At 67.1% G+C, this 25,790-nt stretch carries 23 protein-coding genes; 1 reads left to right on the forward strand and 22 read right to left on the reverse strand.

Annotation, left to right across the window (positions count from 1 at the left end; translation table 11 throughout):
- Nucleotides 1-15 precede the first annotated feature (15 nt).
- The 12 genes from dprA to rpsP form a co-directional block, all read right to left on the reverse strand.
- The gene (dprA, locus tag WFK36_RS10595) at nucleotides 16-1,149 is read right to left on the reverse strand and encodes a DNA-processing protein DprA (protein WP_336791599.1); all 1,134 of its coding nucleotides are present in this window, start codon (nucleotides 1,147-1,149) and stop codon (nucleotides 16-18) included.
- A complete protein-coding gene (locus tag WFK36_RS10600) occupies nucleotides 1,146-2,675 on the reverse strand; it encodes a YifB family Mg chelatase-like AAA ATPase (protein ID WP_336791600.1) in 1,530 nt (509 codons plus the stop codon). Before WFK36_RS10600 ends, dprA begins: the two co-directional genes overlap by 4 nt.
- A complete protein-coding gene (locus WFK36_RS10605; protein ID WP_008378405.1) occupies nucleotides 2,672-3,067 on the reverse strand; it encodes a YraN family protein in 396 nt (131 codons plus the stop codon). The genes WFK36_RS10600 and WFK36_RS10605 overlap by 4 nt, the downstream gene beginning before the upstream one ends.
- 115 nt (nucleotides 3,068-3,182) lie before the next feature.
- A complete protein-coding gene (locus WFK36_RS10610; protein WP_040519813.1) occupies nucleotides 3,183-3,494 on the reverse strand; it encodes a DUF2469 domain-containing protein in 312 nt (103 codons plus the stop codon).
- Nucleotides 3,494-4,153, reverse strand: coding sequence for a ribonuclease HII (locus tag WFK36_RS10615; protein ID WP_336791601.1), 660 nt, complete (start codon nucleotides 4,151-4,153; stop codon nucleotides 3,494-3,496). Before WFK36_RS10615 ends, WFK36_RS10610 begins: the two co-directional genes overlap by 1 nt.
- A complete protein-coding gene (gene lepB, locus WFK36_RS10620; protein ID WP_336791602.1) occupies nucleotides 4,153-4,977 on the reverse strand; it encodes a signal peptidase I in 825 nt (274 codons plus the stop codon). The genes WFK36_RS10615 and lepB overlap by 1 nt, the downstream gene beginning before the upstream one ends.
- A 95-nt stretch (nucleotides 4,978-5,072) precedes the next feature.
- A complete protein-coding gene (gene rplS / locus WFK36_RS10625) occupies nucleotides 5,073-5,414 on the reverse strand; it encodes a 50S ribosomal protein L19 (RefSeq protein ID WP_008378400.1) in 342 nt (113 codons plus the stop codon).
- A gap of 198 nt (nucleotides 5,415-5,612) precedes the next feature.
- A complete protein-coding gene (locus WFK36_RS10630) occupies nucleotides 5,613-6,767 on the reverse strand; it encodes a hypothetical protein (protein ID WP_336791603.1) in 1,155 nt (384 codons plus the stop codon).
- Between the two features lie 69 nt (nucleotides 6,768-6,836).
- Nucleotides 6,837-7,523, reverse strand: a complete 687-nt coding sequence (gene trmD, locus WFK36_RS10635) for a tRNA (guanosine(37)-N1)-methyltransferase TrmD (RefSeq protein ID WP_336791604.1) — start codon at nucleotides 7,521-7,523, stop codon at nucleotides 6,837-6,839.
- Between the two features lie 13 nt (nucleotides 7,524-7,536).
- A complete protein-coding gene (gene rimM / locus WFK36_RS10640; protein ID WP_205332299.1) occupies nucleotides 7,537-8,073 on the reverse strand; it encodes a ribosome maturation factor RimM in 537 nt (178 codons plus the stop codon).
- A gap of 13 nt (nucleotides 8,074-8,086) precedes the next feature.
- A complete protein-coding gene (locus tag WFK36_RS10645) occupies nucleotides 8,087-8,329 on the reverse strand; it encodes an RNA-binding protein (RefSeq protein ID WP_008378397.1) in 243 nt (80 codons plus the stop codon).
- Entirely contained in the window at nucleotides 8,326-8,778 is a 453-nt protein-coding gene (rpsP, locus tag WFK36_RS10650; protein WP_008378396.1) for a 30S ribosomal protein S16, read from the reverse strand. The genes WFK36_RS10645 and rpsP overlap by 4 nt, the downstream gene beginning before the upstream one ends.
- A 245-nt stretch (nucleotides 8,779-9,023) precedes the next feature.
- Here rpsP and WFK36_RS10655 point away from each other — a divergent pair, with 245 nt between their 5' ends.
- Nucleotides 9,024-9,686: a hypothetical protein gene (locus WFK36_RS10655; RefSeq protein ID WP_205331537.1), complete on the forward strand. Its 663-nt coding sequence runs from the start codon at nucleotides 9,024-9,026 to the stop codon at nucleotides 9,684-9,686.
- Nucleotides 9,687-9,844: 158 nt separating this feature from the next.
- Here WFK36_RS10655 and WFK36_RS10660 read toward each other — a convergent pair whose 3' ends face one another.
- The 10 genes from WFK36_RS10660 to smc form a co-directional block, all read right to left on the reverse strand.
- Nucleotides 9,845-10,924, reverse strand: a complete 1,080-nt coding sequence (locus WFK36_RS10660) for an amidohydrolase family protein (RefSeq protein WP_008378394.1) — start codon at nucleotides 10,922-10,924, stop codon at nucleotides 9,845-9,847.
- A gap of 13 nt (nucleotides 10,925-10,937) precedes the next feature.
- Nucleotides 10,938-12,518, reverse strand: a complete 1,581-nt coding sequence (gene ffh, locus WFK36_RS10665) for a signal recognition particle protein (RefSeq protein ID WP_336791605.1) — start codon at nucleotides 12,516-12,518, stop codon at nucleotides 10,938-10,940.
- Between the two features lie 148 nt (nucleotides 12,519-12,666).
- Nucleotides 12,667-15,054: a [protein-PII] uridylyltransferase gene (locus WFK36_RS10670; protein ID WP_419717481.1), complete on the reverse strand. Its 2,388-nt coding sequence runs from the start codon at nucleotides 15,052-15,054 to the stop codon at nucleotides 12,667-12,669.
- Nucleotides 15,029-15,367, reverse strand: coding sequence for a P-II family nitrogen regulator (locus WFK36_RS10675; RefSeq protein ID WP_008378391.1), 339 nt, complete (start codon nucleotides 15,365-15,367; stop codon nucleotides 15,029-15,031). Before WFK36_RS10675 ends, WFK36_RS10670 begins: the two co-directional genes overlap by 26 nt.
- 69 nt (nucleotides 15,368-15,436) lie before the next feature.
- The gene (locus WFK36_RS10680; protein ID WP_336791606.1) at nucleotides 15,437-16,771 is read right to left on the reverse strand and encodes an ammonium transporter; all 1,335 of its coding nucleotides are present in this window, start codon (nucleotides 16,769-16,771) and stop codon (nucleotides 15,437-15,439) included.
- A gap of 129 nt (nucleotides 16,772-16,900) precedes the next feature.
- Complete coding sequence (locus WFK36_RS10685; RefSeq protein WP_336791607.1) at nucleotides 16,901-18,418, reverse strand: class I adenylate-forming enzyme family protein; 1,518 nt, start codon at nucleotides 18,416-18,418, stop codon at nucleotides 16,901-16,903.
- A gap of 3 nt (nucleotides 18,419-18,421) precedes the next feature.
- Nucleotides 18,422-20,041, reverse strand: a complete 1,620-nt coding sequence (locus WFK36_RS10690; RefSeq protein WP_336791608.1) for an acyl-CoA dehydrogenase family protein — start codon at nucleotides 20,039-20,041, stop codon at nucleotides 18,422-18,424.
- A complete protein-coding gene (locus tag WFK36_RS10695; protein ID WP_336791609.1) occupies nucleotides 20,038-20,667 on the reverse strand; it encodes a TetR/AcrR family transcriptional regulator in 630 nt (209 codons plus the stop codon). Before WFK36_RS10695 ends, WFK36_RS10690 begins: the two co-directional genes overlap by 4 nt.
- Nucleotides 20,668-20,820: 153 nt before the next feature.
- Nucleotides 20,821-22,173, reverse strand: a complete 1,353-nt coding sequence (gene ftsY / locus WFK36_RS10700) for a signal recognition particle-docking protein FtsY (protein WP_336791610.1) — start codon at nucleotides 22,171-22,173, stop codon at nucleotides 20,821-20,823.
- A complete protein-coding gene (gene smc / locus WFK36_RS10705) occupies nucleotides 22,170-25,790 on the reverse strand; it encodes a chromosome segregation protein SMC (protein WP_336791611.1) in 3,621 nt (1,206 codons plus the stop codon). Before smc ends, ftsY begins: the two co-directional genes overlap by 4 nt.

The following is a 25,790-nucleotide window of genomic DNA, read 5'->3' on the forward strand; positions in this document are numbered from 1 at the left end:
ACAGAAGCGATCCGGTCACCTCCGCAGCCGCCAGAGGCCGCGGTCCTCGTCGACCAGACCAGCGACGTCCAGGCCGGCGAGCGCACGACGCACCGCGTCGACCTGCAGTCCTGAACTGAAGGCGATCTCGTCGATCGAGACGCCGTCGTGTGCGGGGATCGCGTCGATCACTCGGAACTGATCTCGCGGCAGTCCGTCGGTGGACCGCGTTGGGGCGGGCCCACGAGGGTCCTCACCGTCGGGTGTCACCAGCGTGGCGACCGCGTCGACGTCCGCCACGAGCGTCGCTTGGCCGTCGGCGATCATGGCGTGCGTCCCGACCGACGTCGCGCTGGTGATCGACCCGGGCACCGCGCCGAGTGGCCGACCCAGCCGAGTCGCCCACGCCGCGGTGTTCGTCGCACCCGAACGCCGTCCCGCCTCCACCACGACTGTAGCGCCGGACAGCGCGGCGACCAGCCGATTCCGTGTCAGGAATCGATGTTTGGCCGCGGTGGTTCCGGGCGGGTACTCCGAGACGACGAGGCCCCGCGCTCCGATCTCCTCCAACAGTCGAGCGTGTCCGCTCGGATACGTCCGGTCGATCCCGCAAGCGAGAACGGCTGCTGTGACGCCGCCTGCGGCGAGTGAGCCTCGGTGTGCCGCTCCGTCGATGCCGTACGCGCCACCGGACACGACCGCTCTCCCCTGGGCCGCCAGCCCGGACGCGAACTGCCCGGCGACGTATTCGCCGTACGACGTCGCGGCGCGGGATCCGACCAGGGCCACCGCCGTGTCGCCCAGCACATCCAGTGGTGCTCGGCCACGAACCCACAGGGCGAGCGGCGCACCGCCGCGCGCAGCGGTCGACGCCCGATCGAGCGCAGACAGCGACCACGCCGGCCACTCGGCGTCGTCCGGTGTGAGCAACCGTGCCCCGATCTTGTCGCAGACTGCCAGGTCGTCGTCGACCGTGGTGATCATGTGTCGCGCCTCCGTCACCTCGATCACGCCGGCGTGCCCGGGTGGGACCGAGCGCGCTCGGATCGCGGCCGCCGCGTCGACCGGTCCGATCGCTGCGACCAGCCGGATGACGGACGCCGCCGGCGGTTCGGCGACACTCGCGAGATACGCCCAGGCGCGCCGTTCGGAATCATCGTGTGTGGTCATCTCCCGTTCCCCCGGTCGCGGTACATGAGTGCTTGAGCGACGTCGTCCGCTTCCGGGGACGTCCCTCCACGAAGATCGGTTAGCGTCCACGCCAACCGCAATGCGCGGTCCGCACCGCGTGCGGTGATCCGACCCTCACGCAGAAACGCCTCGATCGGGCGCATCGTGTCAGGCGGCAACCGGTACTCCCGCCGCAGTGCGCTGCCCGGCACTTCGGCGTTGGTGAGCCATCCGTGATCGCGCCACCGATCCCTGGCGGCAGCGCGGGCTGTCGCCACTCGTGCACTCACCAGTGCACTCGACTCTCCCTGCTCGGTCATCAGCGCGGTATTGCCCGGCGGTTCCATCTGGACCCGGATGTCGATCCGATCCATCAGCGGACCGGACAGTTTGCCCAGGTAACGTCGGCGCACGATGGACGTGCACACGCAGTCGACGTCGTTCACGGGAGCACACGGACACGGGTTGGCCGCGAGGATCAGTTGGAAACGCGCGGGGTAGACCGCCGTCCCGTCGCGCCGCGCGACGCGCACGATGCCCTCTTCCAAAGGTTGCCGCAGCGAGTCGAGCACCTTGGTGCCCATCTCCGCGCACTCGTCCAGAAACAGCACTCCCCGGTGCGCCCGAGACACCGCACCCGGCCGGGCCATCCCGGTGCCGCCGCCGAGCAGTGACGTGATGCTCGCACTGTGATGCGGCGCCACGAACGGTGGCACCACGACAAGCGGCCTATGCGCGGGCAGGATCCCTGCGACCGAGTGAATCGCGGTGACCTCCAACGATTCCGCGTGATCGAGCGCGGGAAGAATCCCCGGCAGTCTGCACGCGAGCATCGTCTTCCCGATACCGGGCGGCCCGGTCATCAAGATGTGATGAGCGCCTGCCGCCGCCACCTCGAGCGCATGCCGAGCGGCCGGCTGGCCGACGACGTCCGTCATGTCGGGGACGGCAGGAGCCGCTGACGGGCCGGGCCCGTCCGCCACGGTGTCGAGCACGAGATTTCCGGCCATCCAGGCGACCACGTCGGACAGCGAATACGCCCCGCCGATCTCGATTCCTTCGACGAGAGTCGCCTCGGCGACGTTGTCGATCGGCACGACTGCCCTGGTGAATCCGGCGTCCCGCGCACCGAGCAGCAACGGCAACACGCCGCGCGTCGAGCGCAGACGCCCGTCCAACGCCAGTTCGCCGATCATCACCGTGCCCGGCAGCAGCGTCGTCGGCGCCTGTCCCGTGGCGACGAGCACAGCGACGGCCATTGCCAGATCGAACCCGGCGCCTGACTTCGGGAGGTTGGCCGGTGCGAGCGCGACCGTCAGTCGCTTCTCCGGAAACTTGAGATCACTGTTGTTGACGGCGGCCCGAACGCGCTCCTTCGCCTCCCGCAGCGACGTGTCGGTGCTGCCGCTGATGTAGAAGCCCGGAAGTCCACTGCTGATGTTGGCCTGGACCTCCACCACGTCGGCCGCGAACGCGTTCAACCCGACCGAGTGGACTCGGCCGAGGTCGGTCGCGACGCCGGTCATTCGACGATTCCCCGGTGATGGGCGATCGTCGCGCGTTCCAGATCCTCGGGATCGCCGATGTCCAATCGAATCGAGACTATGTCGAACCGGATCACCGGCCAGAACTCGGACTGCTCCGCCAACCATTGTCGAGTGACGAGCCGCATCGTCCGGAGCTTCTGTGGTGTCACCGCGGCCACCGGATCGACGAACGTCCGACTCGCCCTCGTCTTGACTTCGACGATGATCAGCGTGCGACCGTCCGCCGCGATGAGATCGAGTTCGCCGTAGCGTGTCCGCCAGTTGCGAGCCAGCACCTGCCACCCGAGCCCGCTGATGTACTCGGCGGCCACGTCTTCGCCCAGTCGACCTATTTGTCCACGCCGGTCCCGGCGCCCTGCGTTCTCCCCCATGCGCAGAGAATGGCCCCGACCGCCGACAACGACCAGAGGGTTTCGGTCGAAGCGAAGGATTTGTGGACAGCCTGGTCGGTGTCCACAGATTCACCTGCGCAGATGCACGCTCAGATCACGGCTCGTCGGGAAGACGAAGCTCCGACCGTTCGAGTTCTTCGATGTTCACGTCCTTGAACGTGACGACGCGGACCTGCTTGACGAAGCGCGCCGGGCGGTACATGTCCCACACCCAGGCATCGGTCATGTGGATCTCGAAGTACACTTCGCCGTCGTTGCTCCGCGGAATGAGATCAACGCCGTTCGCAAGGTAGAAACGACGCTCGGTCTCCACCACGTAGGTGAACTGGCCGACGATGTCCTTGTACTCCTTGTACAGAGACAGCTCCATCTCGGCTTCGTACTTCTCGAGGTCCTCCGTGCTCATCATGCAAGCCTATCGCGGACGTTCCGGTACGAGAGCCGGTGCTCCGCAGAGGGGCCGAGGGCATCGAGTCGCGACATGTGGTGGGCGGTGCTGTAGCCCTTGTGAACCGCGAAATCGTAGCCGGGCACGCTCGCGTCGAGGTCCGTCATGATCCGATCGCGAGTGACCTTGGCGAGGATCGACGCCGCCGCGATGCATGCCGCGTTCGCGTCCCCGCCGATCACCGGAAGGGACGGCATCGGCAGCCCTGGCACACCGAATCCGTCGGAGAGGACGTATCCAGGCCGCACGTCGAGTCCGGCGACCGCACGCCGCATCCCTTCGATGTTCGCGACGTGCACGCCGATACGGTCGACTTCGGGCGCGTCGACGATCACGACGCAGCTCGCCACCGCGTGACGTCGGACGGCGTCGAAGAGTCGGTCACGCGTGGACTCGCTGAGTCGTTTGGAGTCGTCGAGATCGGCGAGGGACTTGAGTTGCGTCGGTCCGAGGACACAGGCGGCCACGACGAGCGGCCCCGCACAGGCCCCGCGGCCGGCCTCGTCGACACCGGCGACGGGTCCTAGTCGGTGGCGCGCCAGAGTGAACTCCAGGGTGCGCAGCGACGCGGCCTTGCGGACCGGCGAACGAGGCGGCCAACGATCCGTTCGAGACATCAGCCCTGCGGGTTCACCGAGCCGACTCCGCCGAAGCGCGAGAACGGGTACAGGATGAACCGCACCTTGCCCCGGATGTCCGAGACCGGGATGGTGCCCTGCAGTTCGTCATCTACGTGAGCACGCGAATCCGCCGAGTTGGACCGGTTGTCGCCCATCACCCACACGTTGCCGTCCGGCACCTTGACAGGGCCGAAATCCGAGCCGTAGCAGCTTCCGCCGCCGAGGGCCCCGTCGGTCTCGGTGTTGGTGTTCACCTGCATGCTCTTGTCGATGTACGGCTCGTCGAGCGGCTTGCCGTTCACGGTCACGCCCTTGCCGTCCGCGTTGGTGCACTGCACAGTCTGCCCGCCGACCGCGATCACACGCTTGACCAGGTTGTTCTCATCGGGCGGAGAGAGGGAGAACCACGACAGGACGTCCTGGATCTTGTGAACGACAGGGTTGGACGACCGGGGCGACACCCACGTACCGTCCCACGAGCTGGTCGGCGCCTTGAACACGACGACGTCACCGGGCTCGGGGTCGCTGAATCGGTACACCATCTTGTCGACGACGATCCGGTCGTTGCTGCAGCCCGTGCACCCCATCAGAGTCGGCTCCATCGATTCCGACGGCACCACGTACTGCCGGAAGAAGAACTGGGTGAACACGAACATCAGACCGAGAACGATGGCGACGATGATCGCGATCTCGCGGAGAAACCTCCCCGACTTCTTCGGCTCGTCGTCCTCCGACTCGTCTTTGATGACGAACTTCGGTTCGTCTGCAGCATCAGCGTCAACGGGAGTGGTCTCGTCGCCGTTCATCTTGTCGTCGTCCACCCCGACAGCCTAATGCAGAACGGCCCCGACCCGATCCACCGCGTATGCGGTGAACCGGCCGGGGCCGGTGCGAGAAGTCGCCCGAAGGCGATACTTCAGCGCTTCTCCTTGATCTTGGCCTTCTTGCCGCGCAGGTCGCGGAGGTAGTACAGCTTGGCGCGACGGACGTCACCACGGCTGAGGACGTCGATCTTCGCGATGTTCGGGCTGTGAACCGGGAAGGTACGCTCCACACCGACGCCGAACGACACCTTGCGGACGGTGAAGGTCTCACCGATGCCGCCGCCCTGACGACGGATCACGGCGCCCTTGAACACCTGGATGCGCTCCTTCGAGCCCTCGATGACCTTGACGTGAACGTCGAGGGTGTCGCCGGGGCCGAATTCGGGGATGTCGTCGCGCAGCGACTGCTTGTCGAGGAAGTCGAGGGTGTTCATTGTGGAGTCCATTCGTTCAGCAGGACAGAGGAACCTGGTGGCCCGCTCCGCAGCGAGTGCGAAAGGATCGACCGGTTCGTGCCCGAATCATTGGTCTTCGTGCGCTGCGCATCCGAGAGATCCTCGGCGGCGACAGGCAACCTGACACATTCTGCCAGATGACGACCGTTGAACGAAATCGACCCACGGTCACGACGATCAGGGCCCGTCCGTCGAATCGGGCTCGTCGTCGACCGGTGGCGGCATGGGCGGTGCAAGGACAGCAGGCGTGACCAACCGCTGGTCCCCCAAGAGGAGTTCACCCTCCGACGTCGACCGTAGATAGTCCGCAGGTCTCCGAGTCTGCTCGTCACGCGACCGAGTCGCTCCCGGCCCCATCGGCTGCGCCCCGCCGGGGGCGGGACGCGCCTGATTGCCTGCCGCCGGTCCCGGCTGAGTCGGAGGCGTCGCCGCAAGGGGCGGAACGACCCGGGTCACTGGCGAACCAGGCGACGAGACCGTTCCCGCCGGAACAGCCGGCGTCGAGGGGAGCGAGACTCTCAACGGCACAGACGTGCCCGGAGTGACTGCAGATGGTCGCAGCGTCGGTTTGACGCCGGGCGCGACACTGACCGCTGGGGACGCAGGCCCCGGACCGTCCCTAGGGTCCCCACGGGTGACGGCGGGATCAGGCGGCGCGGTTCCCGGTGGCACGGCCGGAGCGCGAGTCGGTGTCGGCGCCGCGTTCGGGGTCGCCTCTCGCGGCGAACTCGCGGGCGCCGGACCACCGCGCGGACCGCCCCCGTCTGCCACGACGCCGACAGGACTGGGAGAGTACGACGGATCGGGCCCGGCGGGCCGGAGCGCAACCGGCTGATCACCCGCGGCGACACTCGGCATTCCGAGTGTCGCAGTGGCGCTTGTGGCTGCCTCCGGCGCGCCCGCCGGCGTGATCTCCATGCCCCGCGACACCGTCATGGGCTCGTTGTAGGTCCCGACCATCAGCGAGTTGACGGCGCCGACGACAGATCCCCGCAGACCCGGGATGCTCATGATCGGGGCCATCGCCGCGATCCTCCCTCGCACCCCTTCGCTCGCCGCCAACACACCAGAGACATCGGAGAGGACTGAAGCCGCAGGTTCGAGTTCGGCGGCCGAGGTGCTGATCCGTGCGGCCAGCGATTGCCCGGCGTCGGAGGCGCCGTCCGTTGCTACGCCCAGGAGGCCCGCCGCCGGCGCGAAGGCCGCACGCAGACCCACCGCGACGCTTTCGACTGCCGACACGATCCTGGCGAGTTCGGCGGCGTCAGCGGCCGCCGAAGCGGAGCTCATCGTGTCGATGCGCGCGAGGGTCGTCGCGATGTCGGTCCACACAGTTCCCACATAAGGTCAGACGCACCACGCCGATGTTCGGTTCCGCGACACACCGATCGATGGGGAGAGTCAGCCTTCGTCGGGAAGGAGATCTGGCCGTCGACGTCTCGTGCGCTCCAGCGACTGCTCGCGTCGCCACGCGGCGACCTTGCCGTGATCACCGGACAGCAGAACCGGCGGGACCTCGAGGTCACGCCACACTTTGGGACGGGTGTAGCTGGGCCCTTCGAGCAGCCCGTCGGAGAAGGAGTCCTCCTGATGCGACTGCGGATTTCCGAGGACTCCCGGCATCAGGCGAGTGGTCGCCTCGACCATCGCGAGGACGGCGACCTCGCCGCCGATCAGGACGAAGTCGCCGAGCGACACCTCTTCGACGCGGACACGGCGTTCCGCGTCGTCGAACACCCGCTGGTCGATGCCCTCGTATCGGCCGCACGCGAACACCAGATGCTTCTCTGCGCTCCACCGGTGCGCTGTCGCTTGAGTGAACGGCACACCTGCTGGTGTCGGCACCACGAGAAGTGCGTCGTCGGGGCACACGGCGTCGAGCGCCTCGCCCCAGACCTGCGGTTTCATGACCATGCCAGGCCCACCGCCGTACGGCGCGTCGTCGACGCTGTGGTGGACGTCGTACGTCCATCGCCGGAGGTCATGGACACCGAACTCGAGTAGTCCCGCGTCGACGGCTTTGCCGAGCAGAGCGGCCTTCAGCGGTTCGAGGTACTCGGGGAAGATGGTGACGACATCGATTCTCATGGTCGACTCGCCGTCAATCCCTCTCCGACACCGCGGTGTCGAGGTCGATCAGGCCTTCCGGCGGATCGATCTCGATGCGCTCGCGCGTGACGGTCGGGACCATCTGGCGTACGAACGGAACCAGCACCTCACGGCCGTCGTCCGTTCGAATCGCGAGTACGTCGCCTCCCGGCAGGTGCAGGATCGAGGTCAACGTGCCGACCGGATCACCCGCGACGGTCGAGACGGCGACGCCTTCGAGTTCGTGGTCGTAGAACTCGTCGGGATCGTCTCCTGAGTCGACGTCAGCAGCATCGATCACGAACAGAGTTCCGCGCAGCGCGTCGGCTGCGGTTCGATCGGCGACACCTTTCAGGGACAGCAACAGCCGCCCGGAGTGATTCCGGGCGGCTGTCACCACGTATTCGGTGTCGCCTGCGCCCTTCGGTGCACGCCCGACCAGGCGTGCGCCTACGGCGAAGCGCGTCTGCGGGTCGTCGGTGCGGACATCGACGACGAGTTCACCGCGAACGCCATGCGTCTTGACGACGCGACCGACGACGAGATCCATGTATGCGGACTCGTCAGCGGTCGGTGTCGACGATGTCGACACGCATGCCGCGGCCGCCGATTCCGGCGACCAGGGTGCGCAGAGCGGTGGCGGTGCGACCGTTACGGCCGATCACCTTGCCGAGGTCTTCGGGGCTCACGTGGACCTCGACCATGCGGCCGCGACGGCCGGTGATCAGGTCGACACGAACGTCGTCCGGGTTGGAGACGATCCCGCGCACCAGGTGCTCGACTGCGTCAGCGACGACAGTGCTCACGCGTCGGCCTTGTCCTCGCCTGCGTCAGCAGCTGCGGCCTCGGCCGGCGCCTCGTCGGCCTTCTTCGCCTTCTTCTTGGCGGTGGTGGCGGCAGCGACCGGCTCGTTCTCGGCAGCAGCGAGCGCAGCGTTGAACAGGTCCTGCTTGCTGGGCTTCGGCTCAGCGACCTTGAGGGTGCCCTCGGCGCCCGGCAGGCCCTTGAACTTCTGCCAGTCACCGGTGACCTTCAGGAGTGCTGCGACCGGCTCGGTCGGCTGTGCGCCGACGCTCAGCCAGTGCTGCGCGCGATCGGAGTCGATCTCGATCAGCGACGGCTCTTCCTTCGGGTGGTACTTGCCGATGGTCTCGATGACGCGACCGTTGCGACGGGTGCGAGCGTCAGCGACGACGATGCGGTACTGCGGGTTGCGGATCTTGCCGAGCCGCGTGAGCTTGATCTTGACAGCCATGGTTGGCTCTCCATTCGTCACAGCGCAATTCAGCGACCCACCACGTCGATGGGCCCGGTTTTGCGATCTCTTCTGGGGTGACCGCCGGTCGGCCGTGGCCGGCTCCGGCGAACCAGCTGTCCATTGTGCCAGATCCCGTGTCACGCACCCAAACCGGTGGCCGAGGTGCTTCTCCAGGTACCGTTTCAGACACACATCGACGGCCGACCGGGCTGCCGAACGACCGCCGGAGACTCGCCTCAACCATGCTGCACGCACTGTCGCTCGCGTTCGTCGACTCGGTCAACGTCCTCCTGATCGGCGTGCTCGTGACGCTCGCGATGATGCTCGCGCCAGGCAGCTACCGGCGTATCGTCCCCCTGCTGCTGATCGGCGACTGGCTCGGCGTGTTTGTGCTGTCAGTGTTGGTGATGCTGGTCTTCGACGGCCTGAAGCCACTGGTCGACGCCGTGTTGAACTCGCCGACGTTCGGCATTCTGCTGATCCTGACGGGTGTGCTGACCGCGTATTTGACGTGGCGTGGCGGCGATTCGTCCGGCCTGATGGAGAAGATCCTCACTCCCCTGCGATCGCCGTCGCCGCTGACTCTGGTGGTCGGCTTCGTCCTCGGCGTGGTGCAGTCGGCTACATCCGCCCCGTTTTACGCTGGTCTCGCGGTGCTGTCTGCCGCAGATTTCCCGACCGTCGAGCGCTATATCGGCGTGTTCCTGTACGCGACGGTGGCGTTGAGTCTGCCGTTCCTCACCGGCCTGGCACTCGTCGCCGTCCGCGCACGCCCACATTGGTGGATCGGCCGTGTGTTCGCCTACGGTCGCCGAAATCAGGAGTCCGTGGCCCGCGCCGCCGGCTGGTTTGTGACCGTGCTGCTGATCGTGATCGGCATCGCGCAGATCGTGCAGCAAGCCTAGGGCGTGTCTCCTAATTCGCCGCTCGGGATCGGCGGATCAGGTGTGCGCCCCGCAAGGCGGAGGAGGGAGGGATACCGGTAGGTATCACGACCGACGACAACGCCGCGGGGAGTGCACCTGGCCGTCGAGACCGCGCGAAGCGAATTAGGAGACACGCCCTAGGCGGGTATCTTCTCGCCGCCGCAGACGATGTGGAGCGGACGGCGGAGGGTCGAGAGATCTTCTGCCGGATCGGAGTCGAGCACCAGGAAGTCGGCACGCGCACCGTGGACGATGCCCGGAGCGCCGAGCCAGTCGCGCGGAGCTGTTGATGCGGCGGCGAGAGCCTGGAGAGGGCTGAAACCGATGGTCGTCAGCGCCTCGACCTCGTCGACGATTCGACCGTGCTTGATTGTTCCGCCCGCATCGGTGCCTGCATAGATCCGGACACCGGCCTCGCGAGCCCGAGCGAAGACCTCGTGGCGACCAGCATGCAGGGACAGCATGTTCTGCTTGTACTTGGGGAAACGGTCGGCGCCCGCGGCGATCTCGGGGAAGGTCTCCAGCTGGATCAGCGTCGGAACCAGTGCGATGTCCCGTTCCACCAGTTGATCGATCAGGTCCTCATCCAGGCCGGTGCCGTGCTCGATCGAATCGAAGCCCGCGGCGATGATGTCCGGGAGCGCTTCGGCGCCGAAGACGTGTGCGGTGATGCGTGCGCCGTTGGCGTGCGCGGCCTCGACCGCGGCCACGAGCTGTTCCCGCGACCACAGCGGTGCGAGGTCGCCGACCTCGCGGTCGATCCAGTCGCCGACGAGCTTCACCCAGCCGTCGCCCGCCCGCGCCTGCACGGCCACTTCGGCGGCCAGCTGGTCGGGGTCGTCCAGCTCCACCCCGTAGTCGCGCAGGTACCGCTTGGGTCGGGCGATGTGTTTGCCCGAGCGAAGGAACCGCGGACCGTGAGCGTCGGCGTCGAGCGGATGGGTGTCCACAGGCGAGCCGACCTCACGAATCAGCATGGTGCCCGCGCGCAGGTCCTGCGCGGCGAGCTCGCGCGCGCGTTCGATGGTGACCCCGAGTCCGGGCGCGATCCCCACGTGGTTGTGAGCGTCGACCAGACCGGGAACGATCCAGCCGCGCGCGACCGCCACGTTGGCGCCCGCGATCGGTTCGGTCGACACGACGCCGTCGTGCATCCAGAACCGAATCGGTTCACCGGTGAACGGGTCTGTGCCGTTGAACTCGAGGGGCGCATTCATGGGCTGCGTGAACCTACTTCTTCGGGAACTTCAGGTTGTTGAGATCGAAGCCCTCCAGGCCCGGGGGCAGTTCGTCGAGCCCGGGCGGCATGTTCGACAGATCGAGGCCGGGCGGCATCCCCATGCCCGGGGGCATGCCGGGGAAACCTCCACCGCGCATCGCCTTCGGCGGCGTGGGTCCGCGTCCGCCCTTGCCCTTGCCCTTGCGTCCCTTGGCGCCTTTCTTGCCCTTGCGCTGATTCTTGCGCATGCCGCCGCCCATCATGCGGCCGGACATCTGAGACATCATCTTGCGGGCCGCGAAGAAGCGGTCCACGAGCTGGTTCACGTCGGTGACGGTGACACCCGAACCCTTGGCGATTCGGATGCGGCGCGAGGCGTTGATGATCTTCGGGTTGTCACGCTCGGCGGGCGTCATGCCGCGGATGATCGCCTGAATCTTGTCGAGCTGCTTGTCGTCGACCTGAGACAGTGCGTCTTTCATGTCGCCGGCGCCGGGCAGCATGCCCAGGAGATTGCCGATCGGACCCATCTTCCGGATCATCAGCATCTGCTGGAGGAAGTCGTCGAGGGTGAGTTCACCCTGGCTGATCTTCTCCGCGGTGCGCTGCGCCTCAGCCTCGTCGAAGTGCTGTTCGGCCTGCTCGATGAGCGAGAGGACGTCGCCCATGCCGAGGATGCGGCTGGCCATGCGGTCCGGATGGAAGACGTCGAAGTCTTCGAGCTTCTCACCGGTCGACGCGAACATGATCGGGCGTCCGGTGATCTCTCGCACGGAGAGCGCCGCACCGCCTCGGGCGTCGCCGTCGAGTTTGGTGAGGACGACGCCGGTGAAGTCAACGCCCTCGGCGAAGGCCTGCGCCGTGCTGACCGCGTCCTGACCGATCATGGAGTCGAGCACGAACAGGACTTCGTCCGGGTTCGTGGCGTCGCGGATGTCGGACGCCTGGCGCATCAGCTCCGCGTCGATGCCGAGACGACCCGCGGTGTCGATGATGACCACGTCGTGCTGTTTGGTCTTGGCTTCCGCGACACCGGCCTGCGCCACCTGCACGGGGTCGCCGGAGCTGACGCCGAGCGTGCCTTCGCCGCCGACGGCGGTGCCGGGATGCGGAGCGAACACCGGCACACCGGCGCGCTCGCCCACGATCTGGAGCTGCTGGACGGCGCCGGGACGCTGCAGGTCACAGGCGACGAGCATCGGGGTGTGGCCCTGGCCCGACAGCCATTTGGCCAGCTTGCCCGCGAGCGTCGTCTTACCGGCGCCCTGCAAGCCCGCCAGCATGATGACCGTCGGCGGAGTCTTCGCCAGCTGGACACGGCGGGTCTCCCCGCCGAGGATGGCGACGAGCTCCTCGTTGACGATCTTGACGATCTGCTGCGCGGGGTTCAGCGCCGCGGACACCTCGGAGCCCTTGGCGCGCTCCTTCACGTTCGCGATGAACGTGCGGACCACGGGCAGCGAGACGTCGGCCTCGAGAAGTGCCAGACGGATCTCGCGCGCCGTCGCATCGATGTCGGAGTCGGTGAGACGACCCTTGCCGCGCAGGTCCTTCAGGGCGCCTGTCAACCGGTCGGAGAGGGATTCGAACATTCTTCTATCTTTCCATGCCGAGCCGAGCGGCCGCCTCCCGGATCAGATCAGCCACCGCTGCGGCGACCCACAAACGAGGTGTTCAACGACAGACGAGGCATACCTGCATGCTTCGTTTGTCGCTGAACACCTCGTTTGCGGCCCTGACCTACGGCCGGCCCCCGCAGACCGCCAGGACCGCGGCGGCGACGCGTTCGCGGGTCGCGGGACTGTCGTCCGGCAGGACGACGCAGAACGTGTCGACCGCGGTGGCGCCCATGGTCGCGACCGTCGCCCAGACGACGTCGACACCACAACGATCGAGTTCCGCGCTCACCCGGGCGAGCAGGCCCTCGTCGTCCTGGGCTCGGAGTTCGAGGAGCTGACGCTCCTTCTCCGGGCTCCGGAGCCACGCGACGCGCGGGGGCGGCGTGGTCCGAGCGGTCGGCACAGCAGCAGAGCCGACGCCGACCGCAGGCTTCCGATCCGCGATCCTCTTGGCCAGCGCGTCATGCACATCGAGGCTTCCGGACACTGCGGCGACGAGCCTTTGCCGAAGCAACTGCGCGTCCGGGGCGCTGCCGAACGTCGGCATCACCACAAACGAGTCCACTGCCGCACCGGCATGTGTGCGAACCGACGCCGAATGCGCCTGCAGCCCCGCCAGTGCGAGCACACCCGCCATCGTCGACAGCATTCCCGGCCCGTCGGGCGCGACCATCGTCACGACGGTCATGTTCGGCCCGTCCCCGGGCGCCGTGTGGACGCGGACGCCGCCATGCTCGGCGAGAGCTCGGACATCGTCGGCGATTGGTTCGGGAGTCGGAACCGGCCGGCCGCCGAGATGATCGACCACCCGCTCCACCAGTCCCCCGATGAGCGACGCCTTCCATTCGTTCCAGACGCCCGGTCCCGTGGCCCTAGAGTCGGCCTCGGCCAGGGCGCCGAGCAGTTCGATGAGCACCCGATCACCTCCGACCTGGTCGGCGACCCACGCGATCGTCGCGGGCTCGGTGACGTCACGGCGCGTCACGACCGAGGGAAGCAGGAGGTGCAGCCGCACCATCTCGACGAGCAGATCCCGGTCGTCTGGCCACAGGCCCATTCGGTCGGCGATCGGGCCGACGAGCTCGGCCCCGACCACGCTGTGGTCCCCGCCGCGTCCCTTGCCGATGTCGTGGAAGAGCGCGCCTAGGATCAGGAGGTCCGGGCGCGACACGCTCGTAGTCAGGGATCCGGCGTAGGCGGTGGTCTCCAACAGGTGACGGTCGACGGTCCACGTGTGGATCGCGTCCCGCGGAGGCAGGTCGCGGACGACAGGCCATTCGGGCACGATCCTCTCCCACAACCCCGTGGCGTCGAGCGCCTCGACCGGTGCGATCAACTCGTGCCCCGATGCGAGCAGTACGAGCAGATCCGACAGATTCTCGCTCGACCACGGCTCGGGAATCGGGGACGCGAAGTTCGCGAGACGCTCGAGGACAGCACCGTTAATCGGCAGTTGATTCCGCGCGGACGCGCTGGCGACACGCAAGACCAGTCCTGGATCCGAACTGGGTGTGGCGGTCTTCGCCAGGACCACTTCGCCGTCGTGTTCGACGACTCCCTCGTCGAGCGGCTTGCGGATCGGATTCCGGCGAAAGCGCGACAGTCCGCGTCGTCCCACCGCGTTGGTGGCGGTCCGGAAGCCTGTGTCGACTGCATACGAGGTGGTTCTGGCCGCCCGGCTGATTATTCGCGCCAGGTCGAACCTGTCTCCTGCGCCGAGTGCGGCGGCGATGTCGTCGGCGTCCTGCGCTCGCACCTGGTCGCGCGCTCGGCCCGCCACTACGTGCAGTTCGGTTCGAACCGCGAGGAGATCTCCGTACGCGGTCCGCAGCGGAGACTCCGCCCGGCCGGGGTCGAGACGACCGAGGCCGTCGGTGAGATGTGCGAATGCGAGGGCGTCGAGCAGTTGGACGTCGCGCAGTCCTCCCCTGCCGTTCTTCAGATCCGGCTCGGCCCGGTGCGCGATCTCACCGGTCCGCTCCCACCGTGCCTTCGCGGCGTCGATCACCTCGGGCAGACGCATTCTCGCCTCGGCGCGCCACAGGTTCCGGACCGAGGAGATCAGCAACGCAGCGAGATCGGAGTCGCCTGCGATGAACCGGGCGTCGAGCAACCCGAGGGCTGCCGTCACATCTTCGCGCGCCACTTTCATGGCCTCGGGAACCGACCGGACACTGTGGTCGAGTTTGATCCCGGCGTCCCAGATCGGATACCAGAGCCCGTCCGCGACCTCGGCGAGACGATCTCGGTGCCGGTCGTCGTGGACCAGGATCAGGTCCAGGTCGGAGTATCCGACCATCTCTCGACGCCCGAGGCTGCCGACGGCGACAACGGCGAAGCCGCTCCCCTCGACGACGCCGAGTTCCGCTGCACGCGCGGCGATCCATTCCTCGGCCCGGTCTGCGAGAGCGTCCCGCAGAGCTTGCCCGTGAAGATCGCCGGCGCGCAGCAGCACTCGACGTGCCGCGGCGAACGACTCCGCACTAGATCGCGTCGGGTCCGCGTTCACCGGTGCGCACCCGGATGATCGACTCGACGGGAGTCACCCACACTTTGCCGTCGCCGATCTTGCCCGTCCGGGCCGCTTCGACGATGGTCTCGGTGACCTGATCGAGCACGTCGTCGTCGACGATGACCTCGACGCGGACCTTCGGCACGAAGTCGACGGCGTACTCGGCGCCGCGGTAGACCTCGGTGTGCCCCTTCTGACGTCCGTAGCCCTGGACTTCACTGACCGTCATGCCGACGATGCCTATCTGTTCCAGTGCGGCCTTCACGTCTTCCAAGGTGAACGGCTTGACGATTGCGGTGACCAGCTTCATGAATAGACCTTTCCCTGAGATTTCGAGCCTACGGCGCAACGTTCCGGCCGTGACGGCCTGTTCGGTCGACTACGTCGTCTCATATGCACTCTCCGCGTGCTCCGCAGAGTCGATTCCGACGAACTCCGCCTCGTCGTCCACGCGCCAGCCGAGCGGCTTGAGGGCGTAGCCGATCACGGCGGTGAGCACTGCAGTGAACAGTAGCGCCACAAGCGCCACAACGGTCTGGACAGCGATCTGCTCGAATCCGTTGCCGTAGAACAGTCCGGTGTCCTTGGCCAGCAGGCCGATGCCGATCGTGCCCCACAGGCCTGCCACCAGGTGGACGCCGACGACGTCGAGTGAATCGTCGAAGCCGAACTTGTACTTCAGGCCGATCGCTACCGCGGCGAGTGCACCTGCGACCAGGCCGAGAGCGATGGAACCGACCGGGGTGAGCGCGGCGCATGCCGGGGTGATGGCGACCAGACCTGCGACGATGCCCGAAGCCGCGCCGACGCTGGTCGCGTGTCCGTCACGGAACCACTCGACGAGAAGCCATCCGATCATGGCGGCGGCTGTCGCGACGGTCGTGTTGACCCACACCAGTCCGGCAGTCGCGTCGGCGCCGAGTTCGGAACCGGCGTTGAATCCGAACCAGCCGAACCACAGGAGCGCAGCACCGAGCATCACGAACGGGATGTTGTGAGGACGGTAGGCGGTCTTTCCGAAGCCCTTGCGCTTACCGACGATCAACGCGAGCACCAGGCCCGCCATACCGGCGTTGATGTGGACGACGGTGCCGCCCGCGAAGTCGATCGGCGCGACTGTCGCTGCGCCGTCGGTGACTCCGAACATCTTCGCCGCGATACCGTCCTCGGCACCCGAGAGGATGCCGCCGCCCCACACCATGTGAGCGAGCGGGAAGTAGACGATCGTCGCGAACAACCCGCTGAAGACGAGCCACGTGATGAACTTGACGCGTTCGGCGATGGCACCGCTGATCAGCGCGACGGTGATCACCGCGAATGTCAGCTGGAACGCCAGGAAGACGATGGCTGGGATGCCGTAGTCGCCCCAGACGACCACCTGAGTGGTGCCGCCGACTTCCTTGGACTGCATCAGCTGGTCGGATCCGAAGAGTTCGAACGGATTCGAGAAGATGCCGAGGATGTCTTTCGAACCCGTCAACGAGTTGCCGAACGACATCGAGAATCCCCACAGGACGTAGATGACAGTCACGACGCCGAGGGCGCCGAACGACATCATCATCATGTTGAGGACCGATTTGGCCCGGGTGAGTCCTCCGTAGAAGAACGCCAGGGCCGGGGTCATCAGGAGTACGAGTCCCGCACTCGCGATCACCCAGGCGGTGTTTCCGCTGTCGATGGTTCCGAACACTGTGTCCGGCAGTGCCACATTCACTGTTGCAGGCCTCCTCACCCGTCGTCTGTCGACGTGTGAGGTAACTGTGTCGCCCGCAGGTTGCCGCACAGCCGCGCTCGTGTTTCGTGCGCGTCACGTGCGGACGGTCCACGTTTCGGGCGGGTTACATCACACAGTGACGCGATCGCGAAGGACGTGCTTGACGATCTTTCCGCTCGGATTGCGCGGAAGCGCGTCCACCATGACGACCTCCCTGGGGATCTTGTAGCGCGCGAGGCGATCGGCGAGGAAGTCGCGGACCTCGCCGACGGTGACGTCGACGCCGTCCGTGGACACGCACGCCGCCACCACGGTCTCACCCCATTCCGGGTGCGGACGACCGATGACCGCGACGTCCGCCACCCGCGGATGCCCACGCAGGACTTCCTCCACCTCCTGTGAGTGCACGTTCTCGCCACCGACGATGATGACGTCCTTGAGCCGGTCCACGATGTACAGGTAGCCGTCGTCGTCGATGCGCGCGACGTCGCCCGTCCGGAACCACGGTCCCGCGAACGCGGCAGCAGTCGCTTCCGGGTTGTCGAGATAGCCGACCATGCGGGTGTCGGCGCGCAGCCAGATCTCGCCTGTCCCGCCTGCTGTCTGGTCGACACCGCCGGCATCCACAACCCGTAGATCCACGCCGTACATCCCACCGCGACCGATCGATCCGGCTTTTGTGGTCTGTTCGTGCGGGTACAGAGCGGTGCCGACGGGGCCGGTCTCACTCATGCCGTAGACCTGGAAGAAGCGGTCGCTCCGGTAGGCCTCGATCAGTCGGCGCGCGGTGTGTTCGCCGAGCGATGCACCGCCGTACAGCCATGCGCGGACACTGGACAGGTTGCATTCCGCGAGGTCGAGGCGCCCTGCGTCAGCGAGTTGCACTGGCAACAGGTACGCGATCGGCGAGCCGAAGAACGCGGTGATCCGGTGCCTCTCCACAGTCGGGAGGAACGCTGCGGGGTCGTACTCGCGCATCAGCACGGTGGTAGCCGTCAACGAGATCATCGTGAGCAGCCAATCGTTCAGCGGCGCGGCGTGCCAGATGGGCATCGCGAGAAGGAAACGCTCGTCCGACGTGAAGCCGAGAGCGGTCGCGATCAGAGGAGCCACTGTCGACAGCCCCCGATGAGTGTGCACGCATCCCTTCGGCGAACTCGTGGTCCCGGACGTGTAGAGGATCTGTGCCGGCGTGTCCACATCGTCGTCGACGGGTCCGGAGACCGCGGTCGCAGCAGCGACGAGCGCATCGAAGTCGCCGAAGCCTGCAGCTGTCGAGTCGGTGGTCAGCCACGTGATGCCGGTTCCGAGTGTGGTCGACACCAGCGTCCCGTCGACCACTCCGAGACTCGCTCGGCTGTGCCCGATCGTGTACTCGACCTCGGGTGCGGCGAACTTGTGGTTCACCGGCACCAAGGTCGCTCCCGCGAACCAGGCGCCGAAAGCCGCGACCACGAACCCCGGTGTGTTGAAAGCCATCACGGCGACCCGATCCCCCGGGCGGACGCCCGCGTCGATGAAGACCGCGGCCGCACGCTTCGACCGGTCGAGGAGCTGCCCGAAAGTGATCTCGTGGTCGTCTGAGATCAGTGCCGGCTTGTCGGCCGCGATTCGCGCCGCGCGTTCGAGGACTGCTGTCAGATGCATGTCTCAGGCCCGTCCGGCGATTCCGGCCAGGTCGAGCTTCGAGTCGAGAACGCCGTACATCTGGCCCGGTTCGGCGATCCGACCTGCGACGAACGCGTCCGCGACGAACGACGGCGCCTGTCGGATGACGATCGATCCCTGAAGGGCAATCGCCAGCGACTCCGTCAGACGACGCGCGATGGCGGGCGCGTTCAAAGGATCAGCGGCGGCCTGCGCCACGAGTTTGCGTGTGTTCTCGACATGCAGGTCGTACGCGTGGTGCTGACCGAGTGCGAGTTCGAACTCGGCGTCGAGCGCCTCGACCGACAGCGGATCACGCACCATCGCGCGCAAGACGTCGAGCGCGATGACGTTCCCCGACCCCTCCCACACGGCCATCACCGGCTGTTCGCGGAAGCGACGGGCCAGCGGGAACGCCTCGGTGTATCCGTTGCCGCCGAGACATTCGAGTGCCTCGTAGGCGTGGTTCGGGCCTCGTTTGCACACCCAGTACTTGCCGACAGCGGTGGCGAGTCTCCGGAACGCCTGCGACTGCTCCGAGTCGTCGTCGTATGCGGACGCCAGACGCATCGCGGTCCACATCGCGGCCTCGGCCTCCACCTGAAGATCGGCGATCACCGCGGTCATCGCGGGCTGGTCGATCAGGGTCGCGCCGAACGCGGAGCGGTGGCGCACATGCCATGCTGCTTCCGCGACCGACTGACGCATGCCCGCGGCACTGCCCAACGCGCAGTCGAGACGGGTCTGGTTGACCATCTCGATGATCGTGCGCACGCCCGAGCCCTCGTCACCGAGGCGCCAGCCGACGGTGTCGGAGAACTCGATCTCACTCGACGCGTTCGACTTGTTTCCGAGCTTGTCTTTGAGGCGCTGGATGTTGAAGGTGTTGCGCGAGCCGTCCGGCAGCGTGCGCGGGACGACGAAGCAGGTCACCCCCGGCTCAGCCTTCGCCAGGACGAGGAACGCGTCAGACTGCGGCGCGGAGCAGAACCATTTGTGTCCGGTGATCCGGTAGGTCCCGTCCCCGTTGTCGACCGCGCGTGTGGTGTTGGCGCGAATGTCGGATCCACCCTGCTTCTCGGTCATCGCCATGCCGAAGATCGCGGAGCTCTTCGACGGATCGGCCAGTGACGGATCGTAGTTGCGCGACAGGGTCCGCGGGATCCACTGATCCGCGAGAGTCTGATCCACGCGCAATGACGGGACCACCGCGTGCGTCATGCTCACCGGACACGCGTGGCCGGGCTCCACCTGCCCGAACTGCATGAACATCGCCGCGCGGGCGACGTGCGCCCCCTCGCGCGGATCGTCCCAGCAGCTCGTGTGCGCGCCGTGTGCGATGGCGTCGCCGATGATCCGGTGGTAGGCGGGATGGAACTCGATCTCGTCGACGCGATGTCCCCATCGGTCATGAGTGTGGAGCTTCGGAGTGATCGTGTTGGCGAGTTCCGCGTCACGCTGGAAGTCCGCACGTCCGACGAGTGCACCCGCTTCGGTGAGCTCGTCGGTGGCCCAGGACGCGCCGTACGCCTCCACTGCTTCCACGAGCGGCAGGTCGGTCAGATACTCGTTGACGTCGACGCGGGGCGCGGCCTGGTTGAACACATCGTGGGTGGCGGTCATGGAGTCTCCTTCGGTGGTGCGCCGAGCGCACGTAGGCAGAATGCTCGGATGGTTCCGAGCAGTTGATCGGGGTCGGTGGCCAGCGGCGATGTGTCGGGATTGAGGGCCCCGACGAGCGCTTCGGAGATCGCGCCCATGACTGCAGAAGCGGTGACACGCACGTCCTGGTCGACGAAGATCGACGACGCCACACCCGCAGCGATCACGGCTTCCCCCAGGTCGCGGTACCACTGGCGCAGCCGGAGGCGTTCAGCGTCGACGGCGGGGATGACGGGCTCGAAGAGCAGCGACCACGCCATCCGCCGACCGCGCAGCGCACGGTCGGCGAAGGTGACGATCAGTGCGTCGAGTTGCGCGAGAGGGTCGCCGCCTGCGGCCTCGACCGCCGCTGCCACCTGGGCGAACTCGTACTCCGCCGCGGTGCGGAACACTTCGGCGAGAAGCGTCTCACGGTTGTCGAAGTACGAGTAGACCGATCCGACGCTCACGTCGGCGCCCTCGGCGATGGCCGCAACCGTCGTCGCGGAGAATCCGGCGTCTGCGACCAGACCGCGCGCGGCGGCGAGCATCGCCGCGCGTTTCGCCTGCGCCGCGCGACGCGTCGCCTCGGTCGGTCGGTATGCCACTGCCCACCCCTTCTGAATCTCAATTCAATTCTTCGTTCGGAAAGTATTGAACCATGATTCAGAGGTTGCTTTCAAGGGATCCGGCCCTCAAGCGACCCAGAACGCAAAGATCCCCACCCGGCACGGCCGGATGGGGATCTCGTCGAGGTGCGCTTACAGCAGTGCGTCGACGAATGCGCCGGGTTCGAAGGGAGCGAGATCGTCTGCGCCTTCTCCGAGACCGACGAGTTTCACCGGCACACCGAGCTCTTCCTGGATGCGGAAGACGATGCCACCCTTGGCCGTTCCGTCGAGTTTGGTCAGCACCACGCCGGTCAGGTCGACGACCTCGGCGAACACCTTCGCCTGCATGAGTCCGTTCTGTCCAACGGTCGCATCGAGGACGAGCAGGACCTCGTCGACGGGAACCTTCTTCTCCACCACGCGCTTCACCTTCCCGAGCTCGTCCATGAGCCCGGTCTTGGTGTGCAGTCGACCGGCGGTGTCGATGAGGACGACGTCCACCCCGTCGTCGATGCCCTTGCTGACGGCGTCGAACGCGACCGACGCCGGGTCGGCGCCTTCCTTGCCCCGGACGATGCCCGCACCGACGCGCTCGCCCCAGGTCTGCAGTTGGTCGGCGGCCGCGGCGCGGAAGGTGTCCGCGGCTCCGAGTGTCACGCGTCGTCCGTCTGCGACGAGCACTCGCGCGAGCTTTCCGGTGGTGGTGGTCTTGCCGACACCGTTCACGCCGACCACCAGCACCACTGCCGGTCCGTCGGCGTGCGGAAGCGCCTTCACCGAGCGATCAAGCTTCGGGTGGAGCTGTTCGATGAGGATCCGACGAAGTGCCGAACGCGCGTCGTCGGCCGTGCGGACCTTGCCGGTCGCCAACTCCTCGCGGAGCCGTTCGACGACAGTGGCGGTAGCCGCAGTGCCGAGGTCGGCCATGACCAGGGTGTCTTCGATCTCTTCCCACGAGTCTTCATCGAGATCACCCGCACCGAGCAGGCCCAGGACGCTGGCGCCGATGGCGCCTTGCGAACGAGAGAGTCGTCCACGCAGACGGGACAGACGTCCGGCCGTGGGTTCGATGTCGTCGAGGGCGGGCGCCGGAGCGTCTTCGACGATCGGCTCCGGTTCGGGCTCGGCGTCTGCCTCCACCTCGTCGCCCTCGGGCTCGGCCGCTTCGGGTTCGGCGGAAGCAGGCTCAGCGGCGGTCGACTCCGAGACCTCCGGCTGTGCCTCGACCTCCGGAGCGTCGACCGGCTCAGGCTCGGGCTCGGGCGTGGGTGCGGGCGCGTCAACGGTCGCCGTCCCGCCCTGACTGAAGTTGAAACCCGAGCCGGCCTGGTAGCCCCCCGATCGGTCCACTTGGCGTGTGGTGCCGTCGGTGACATCCATCTGTTCGGGCTTGTCGGAGATCGAGATCTGCCGCTTGCGGCTGATCAGATAGCCGGTCAGGCCGACCAGAGCGATCAGCAGGATCACTCCGACGATGATTCCGATGAGGACTTCTGTAGTCACGAAGACTGTGCCTTTCCTTGTGGCGATGAGCCTGCCGTGGCGAGGTCGACGCCGCGGAGTCGTTGGGAGATGACTTGGGTGATGCCGTCGCCGCGCATGCTGACGCCGTACAGGGCGTCGGCGATCTCCATCGTCGGTTTCTGGTGCGTGATGACGATGAGCTGCGATTTTTCGCGAAGCTGCTCGAACAGGCTGATGAGACGACGGAGGTTCGCGTCGTCGAGCGCGGCCTCCACCTCGTCCATCACATAGAACGGCGACGGTCGGGCGCGGAAGATCGCGACGAGCATGGCGACCGCGGTCAGCGACTTCTCCCCGCCGGAGAGAAGTGAGAGTCGTTTGACCTTCTTGCCCGGTGGACGCGCTTCCACCTCCACGCCGGTGGTCAGCATGTCGGACGGGTCGGTCAGCACGAGCCTGCCTTCGCCGCCGGGGAAGAGAGTCGCGAACACCTGGGTGAATTCGGCTTCGACATCGGCGTAGGCCTCGGTGAAGACCTGCAGAATCCTGGCGTCGACGTCGGCGACCACGTCAAGGAGGTCTTCACGTGCTTTCTTGACGTCTTCAAGCTGCGTCGACAGGAACGAGTAGCGCTCTTCGAGTGCGGCGAACTCCTCGAGCGCGAGGGGGTTCACCTTGCCGAGCGTGGTGAGGTCCTTCTGCGCCCGCTTCGCACGGATCTCCTGTGTCTTGCGGTCGTATGGCATCGGAGCCGGAGCGACCACCTGCTCGCCGCGCGCCTTGGCGTCCTCGTACTCGCGCATCTCTAGATCGGACGGCGGCATCGGGACGTCCGGCCCGTACTCGGCGACGAGGTCGTCGGGCGCCATCGCGAACTGTTCGAGTACTTGTTCTTCGAGCTGCTCGATGCGCAGTTCGGCCTGCGCCTTGGCGACCTCGTCGCGGTGGACGGCGTCGCGGAGTTGGTTCATGGTGGCGGTGAGCTCGTCGACGAGTCGACGCAATTCGTCGGTCTCCGTGGTCCGTGCGGCACGGACGGCCTCGAGTTCGTCACGTCCGCGGGCAGCGTCAGAGGCTGCGGTCGACACCGCATCGGCGAGCTTCCGTCCTGCGTCGACGACGACGTTCGCGACGCCCGCCGCGTACCGACGGCTGGCGTCCTGCCGCTTGAGTCGCTCACGGTTGGCTCGTTCGTTGACCGCCGCACGGCGCAGACTCTCGGCTTTGCCGCGTACCGATCCGAGACGCTCCTCGGCCGTCCGAAGGGTCAGTCGGGTCTCGACTTCCATCGAGCGCGCAGACGCGACCTCTGCTGCGGCCGCCTCTCGCATTCCGCTGTCGAGGTCTCCGGCCGTCGGGTCGTCGTGCTCGTCGAGGGCCCGGGCGAGCCTCTCCTCGACCTCGGTGAGGGCCGCGAGATTATCGGCTCTCCCCTCTTCGACGAACCGCCGCTGCCGGGTGAGTCGGTCGGCTTCATCACGGGCGGAACGGACGTCGGAACCGAGGCGGCCCAGTTGTTCGTATGCGGCGCCGACGTTGGCATCGGACTCATTCAGCGCTGCCAGTGCACCCTCAGCGGCCTCCCTGGCTTGAGCCTCGGCGGCCTGAGCCTCGCTCAGTTCGCCGAGCACGCGGTCTACGGTCGCACGTGCCTTTGCGAGGTCGTCGGTCGCGGTGTCGACGGCCGACTGGACTTCGAGAGTCGACGGACGCTTGGACGAGCCGCCTTCCACCGACGCTGCCGACACCCGGTCACCGTCTCCGGTGACGGCCACCAATCCGTGCTCGGCGGCCAGCCGCAGTCCGAGTGCCGCATCGTCGACGATCACGGTGCCGGCCAGAAGAATGTCGACGGCACCGCTGATCGTGTCCGGTGCGCTGACCACGTCACGTGCCCACACGACGCCTGCCGGCAGTTGCGGGCGGGTGGGCTCGGCCGTCTGCGGAAGGCCGCCGACTATCAGTGCCGCCCGTCCGCCGTCCCCGCCTCGGAGAGCGTCGAGCGCCCGCACCGCGGCGAGTCCGTCTACCGTGGCGATGGCGTCGGCGGCGGGGCCGAGGGCCAGCGAGACCGCCGTCTCGTATCCCGGTTCCACGGTCAGCAGGTCCGACAGCGGAGCGAGAAGTCCGTCACCAGCGTGTTCTTGGAGCCATGCGCCACCGTCGCCGCGTTCGAGGCCGACGGCGAGCGCTTCGATGCGTGCGGTGAGCGAGGCGATCGCCTGCTCGGCCTCGCGTTCGGTCTTCTGCAGTGCGACGACGGTCGCGGACGCAGTCTCGAGTGCGGCGACACATCGTTCGTGATGCTCGTCGAGACTCGCCTCGCGCGACTCCAGCTCCGCGGTCGCGGCGGCCTGCTCGTCGATGAGGGCCTGCGCGGCGTCGGCACGCTGGTGGGCGGCCTCGATGCCCTCGGCCAGACGCGACGTCTCAGCGTCGACCGACTCCACCTTGGTCCGTAGGTTCGCGGCCTGACCTTCGAGACGGGCAAGGCCTTCACGGCGATCGGCGACGGCCTGCACCGCAGCCATGTGCGCCTTCTCAGCGGCCGATGCGGCCTGCTCCGCAGCCTGGAGTGCGGCGGTCGCGTACTCGAGGCGTTCCGCGCCCTCTTCGACGGCGAACGCGTGTTCCGCCTCGGTCATCGCCGCTTCTTCGGCCTGACGCTCCAACGTCTCGGGGTCTGGGCCGGTGGGCGCCGACGCAGGCTGTGAGAGGTGTGCCGCGCGTTCGGACGCGACCCGGCGAGTGCCGTCCACACGCTCGGCCAACGTCGACAACTGGTGGTAGACGCGTCCGGCCTCGGTGGCCGCGGGCGTGATCTGCGCGAGGTGCTCCTGCGCCGCAGCCAGCGCGGCTGTCGCCTCGTCGAGTTGGGCGGCCACCTCGTTCTGCCGTTCGCGGATCTCGTGTTCGAGGCTCGTGTGCTGCGCCATCTCCTCACGGCGGGTCACGAGGTCGTCAGCCGCCAGCCGCAGTCGAGCGTCACGCAGGTCTGCCTGCACCGTCGCCGCGCGACGCGCCACCTCCGCTTGTCGTCCAAGGGGTTTGAGCTGTCGGCGCAGTTCTGCTGTCAGGTCCGTCAAGCGGGCGAGGTTCGCGGCCATCGCGTCGAGCTTGCGGACCGCCTTCTCTCTGCGCCGACGATGCTTGAGGACGCCCGCCGCCTCTTCGATGAACGCTCGGCGATCTTCCGGCTTCGATTCGAGAATCGCGGAGAGCCGACCCTGACCGACGATGACGTGCATCTCGCGGCCGATGCCGGAGTCGGAGAGGAGTTCCTGCACATCCATGAGACGGCATGCGTTCCCGTTGATCTCGTACTCCCCCGCACCGTCGCGGAACATGCGCCGCGTGACCGACACTTCGGAGTACTCGATCGGCAGCGCGCCGTCGGAGTTGTCGATGGTCAGCGTCACTTCCGCACGGCCGAGCGGCGCCCGACCGGACGTTCCGGCGAAGATGACGTCGGCCATCTTTCCGCCGCGCAACGCCTTCGCGCCCTGCTCACCCATCACCCAGGTGAGGGCGTCCACGACGTTCGACTTGCCCGACCCGTTCGGCCCCACCACACACGTGATGCCGGGCTCGAATCGCAGCGTCGTCGACGACGCAAACGATTTGAAGCCCTTGAGGGTGAGGCTCTTGAGGTGCAC

It is taken from the genome of Gordonia malaquae (assembly GCF_037148075.1).
GTDB classification, from domain to species: Bacteria; Actinomycetota; Actinomycetes; order Mycobacteriales; family Mycobacteriaceae; genus Gordonia; species Gordonia malaquae.

Excerpts from the sequence above, each read along its gene's own strand:
- dprA (WP_336791599.1), bottom strand. The coding sequence starts at position 1,149 with ATGACCACACACGATGATTCCGAACGGCGCGCCTGGGCGTATCTCGCG.
- WFK36_RS10600 (WP_336791600.1), bottom strand. The coding sequence starts at position 2,675 with ATGACCGGCGTCGCGACCGACCTCGGCCGAGTCCACTCGGTCGGGTTG.
- WFK36_RS10605 (WP_008378405.1), bottom strand. The coding sequence starts at position 3,067 with ATGGGGGAGAACGCAGGGCGCCGGGACCGGCGTGGACAAATAGGTCGA.
- WFK36_RS10610 (WP_040519813.1), bottom strand. The coding sequence starts at position 3,494 with ATGAGCACGGAGGACCTCGAGAAGTACGAAGCCGAGATGGAGCTGTCT.
- WFK36_RS10615 (WP_336791601.1), bottom strand. The coding sequence starts at position 4,153 with ATGTCTCGAACGGATCGTTGGCCGCCTCGTTCGCCGGTCCGCAAGGCC.
- rplS (WP_008378400.1), bottom strand. The coding sequence starts at position 5,414 with ATGAACACCCTCGACTTCCTCGACAAGCAGTCGCTGCGCGACGACATC.
- trmD (WP_336791604.1), bottom strand. The coding sequence starts at position 7,523 with ATGAGAATCGATGTCGTCACCATCTTCCCCGAGTACCTCGAACCGCTG.
- rimM (WP_205332299.1), bottom strand. The coding sequence starts at position 8,073 with ATGGATCTCGTCGTCGGTCGCGTCGTCAAGACGCATGGCGTTCGCGGT.
- rpsP (WP_008378396.1), bottom strand. The coding sequence starts at position 8,778 with ATGGCTGTCAAGATCAAGCTCACGCGGCTCGGCAAGATCCGCAACCCG.
- WFK36_RS10655 (WP_205331537.1), top strand. The coding sequence starts at position 9,024 with ATGCTGCACGCACTGTCGCTCGCGTTCGTCGACTCGGTCAACGTCCTC.
- WFK36_RS10660 (WP_008378394.1), bottom strand. The coding sequence starts at position 10,924 with ATGAATGCGCCCCTCGAGTTCAACGGCACAGACCCGTTCACCGGTGAA.
- ffh (WP_336791605.1), bottom strand. The coding sequence starts at position 12,518 with ATGTTCGAATCCCTCTCCGACCGGTTGACAGGCGCCCTGAAGGACCTG.
- WFK36_RS10675 (WP_008378391.1), bottom strand. The coding sequence starts at position 15,367 with ATGAAGCTGGTCACCGCAATCGTCAAGCCGTTCACCTTGGAAGACGTG.
- WFK36_RS10685 (WP_336791607.1), bottom strand. The coding sequence starts at position 18,418 with ATGCATCTGACAGCAGTCCTCGAACGCGCGGCGCGAATCGCGGCCGAC.
- WFK36_RS10690 (WP_336791608.1), bottom strand. The coding sequence starts at position 20,041 with ATGACCGCCACCCACGATGTGTTCAACCAGGCCGCGCCCCGCGTCGAC.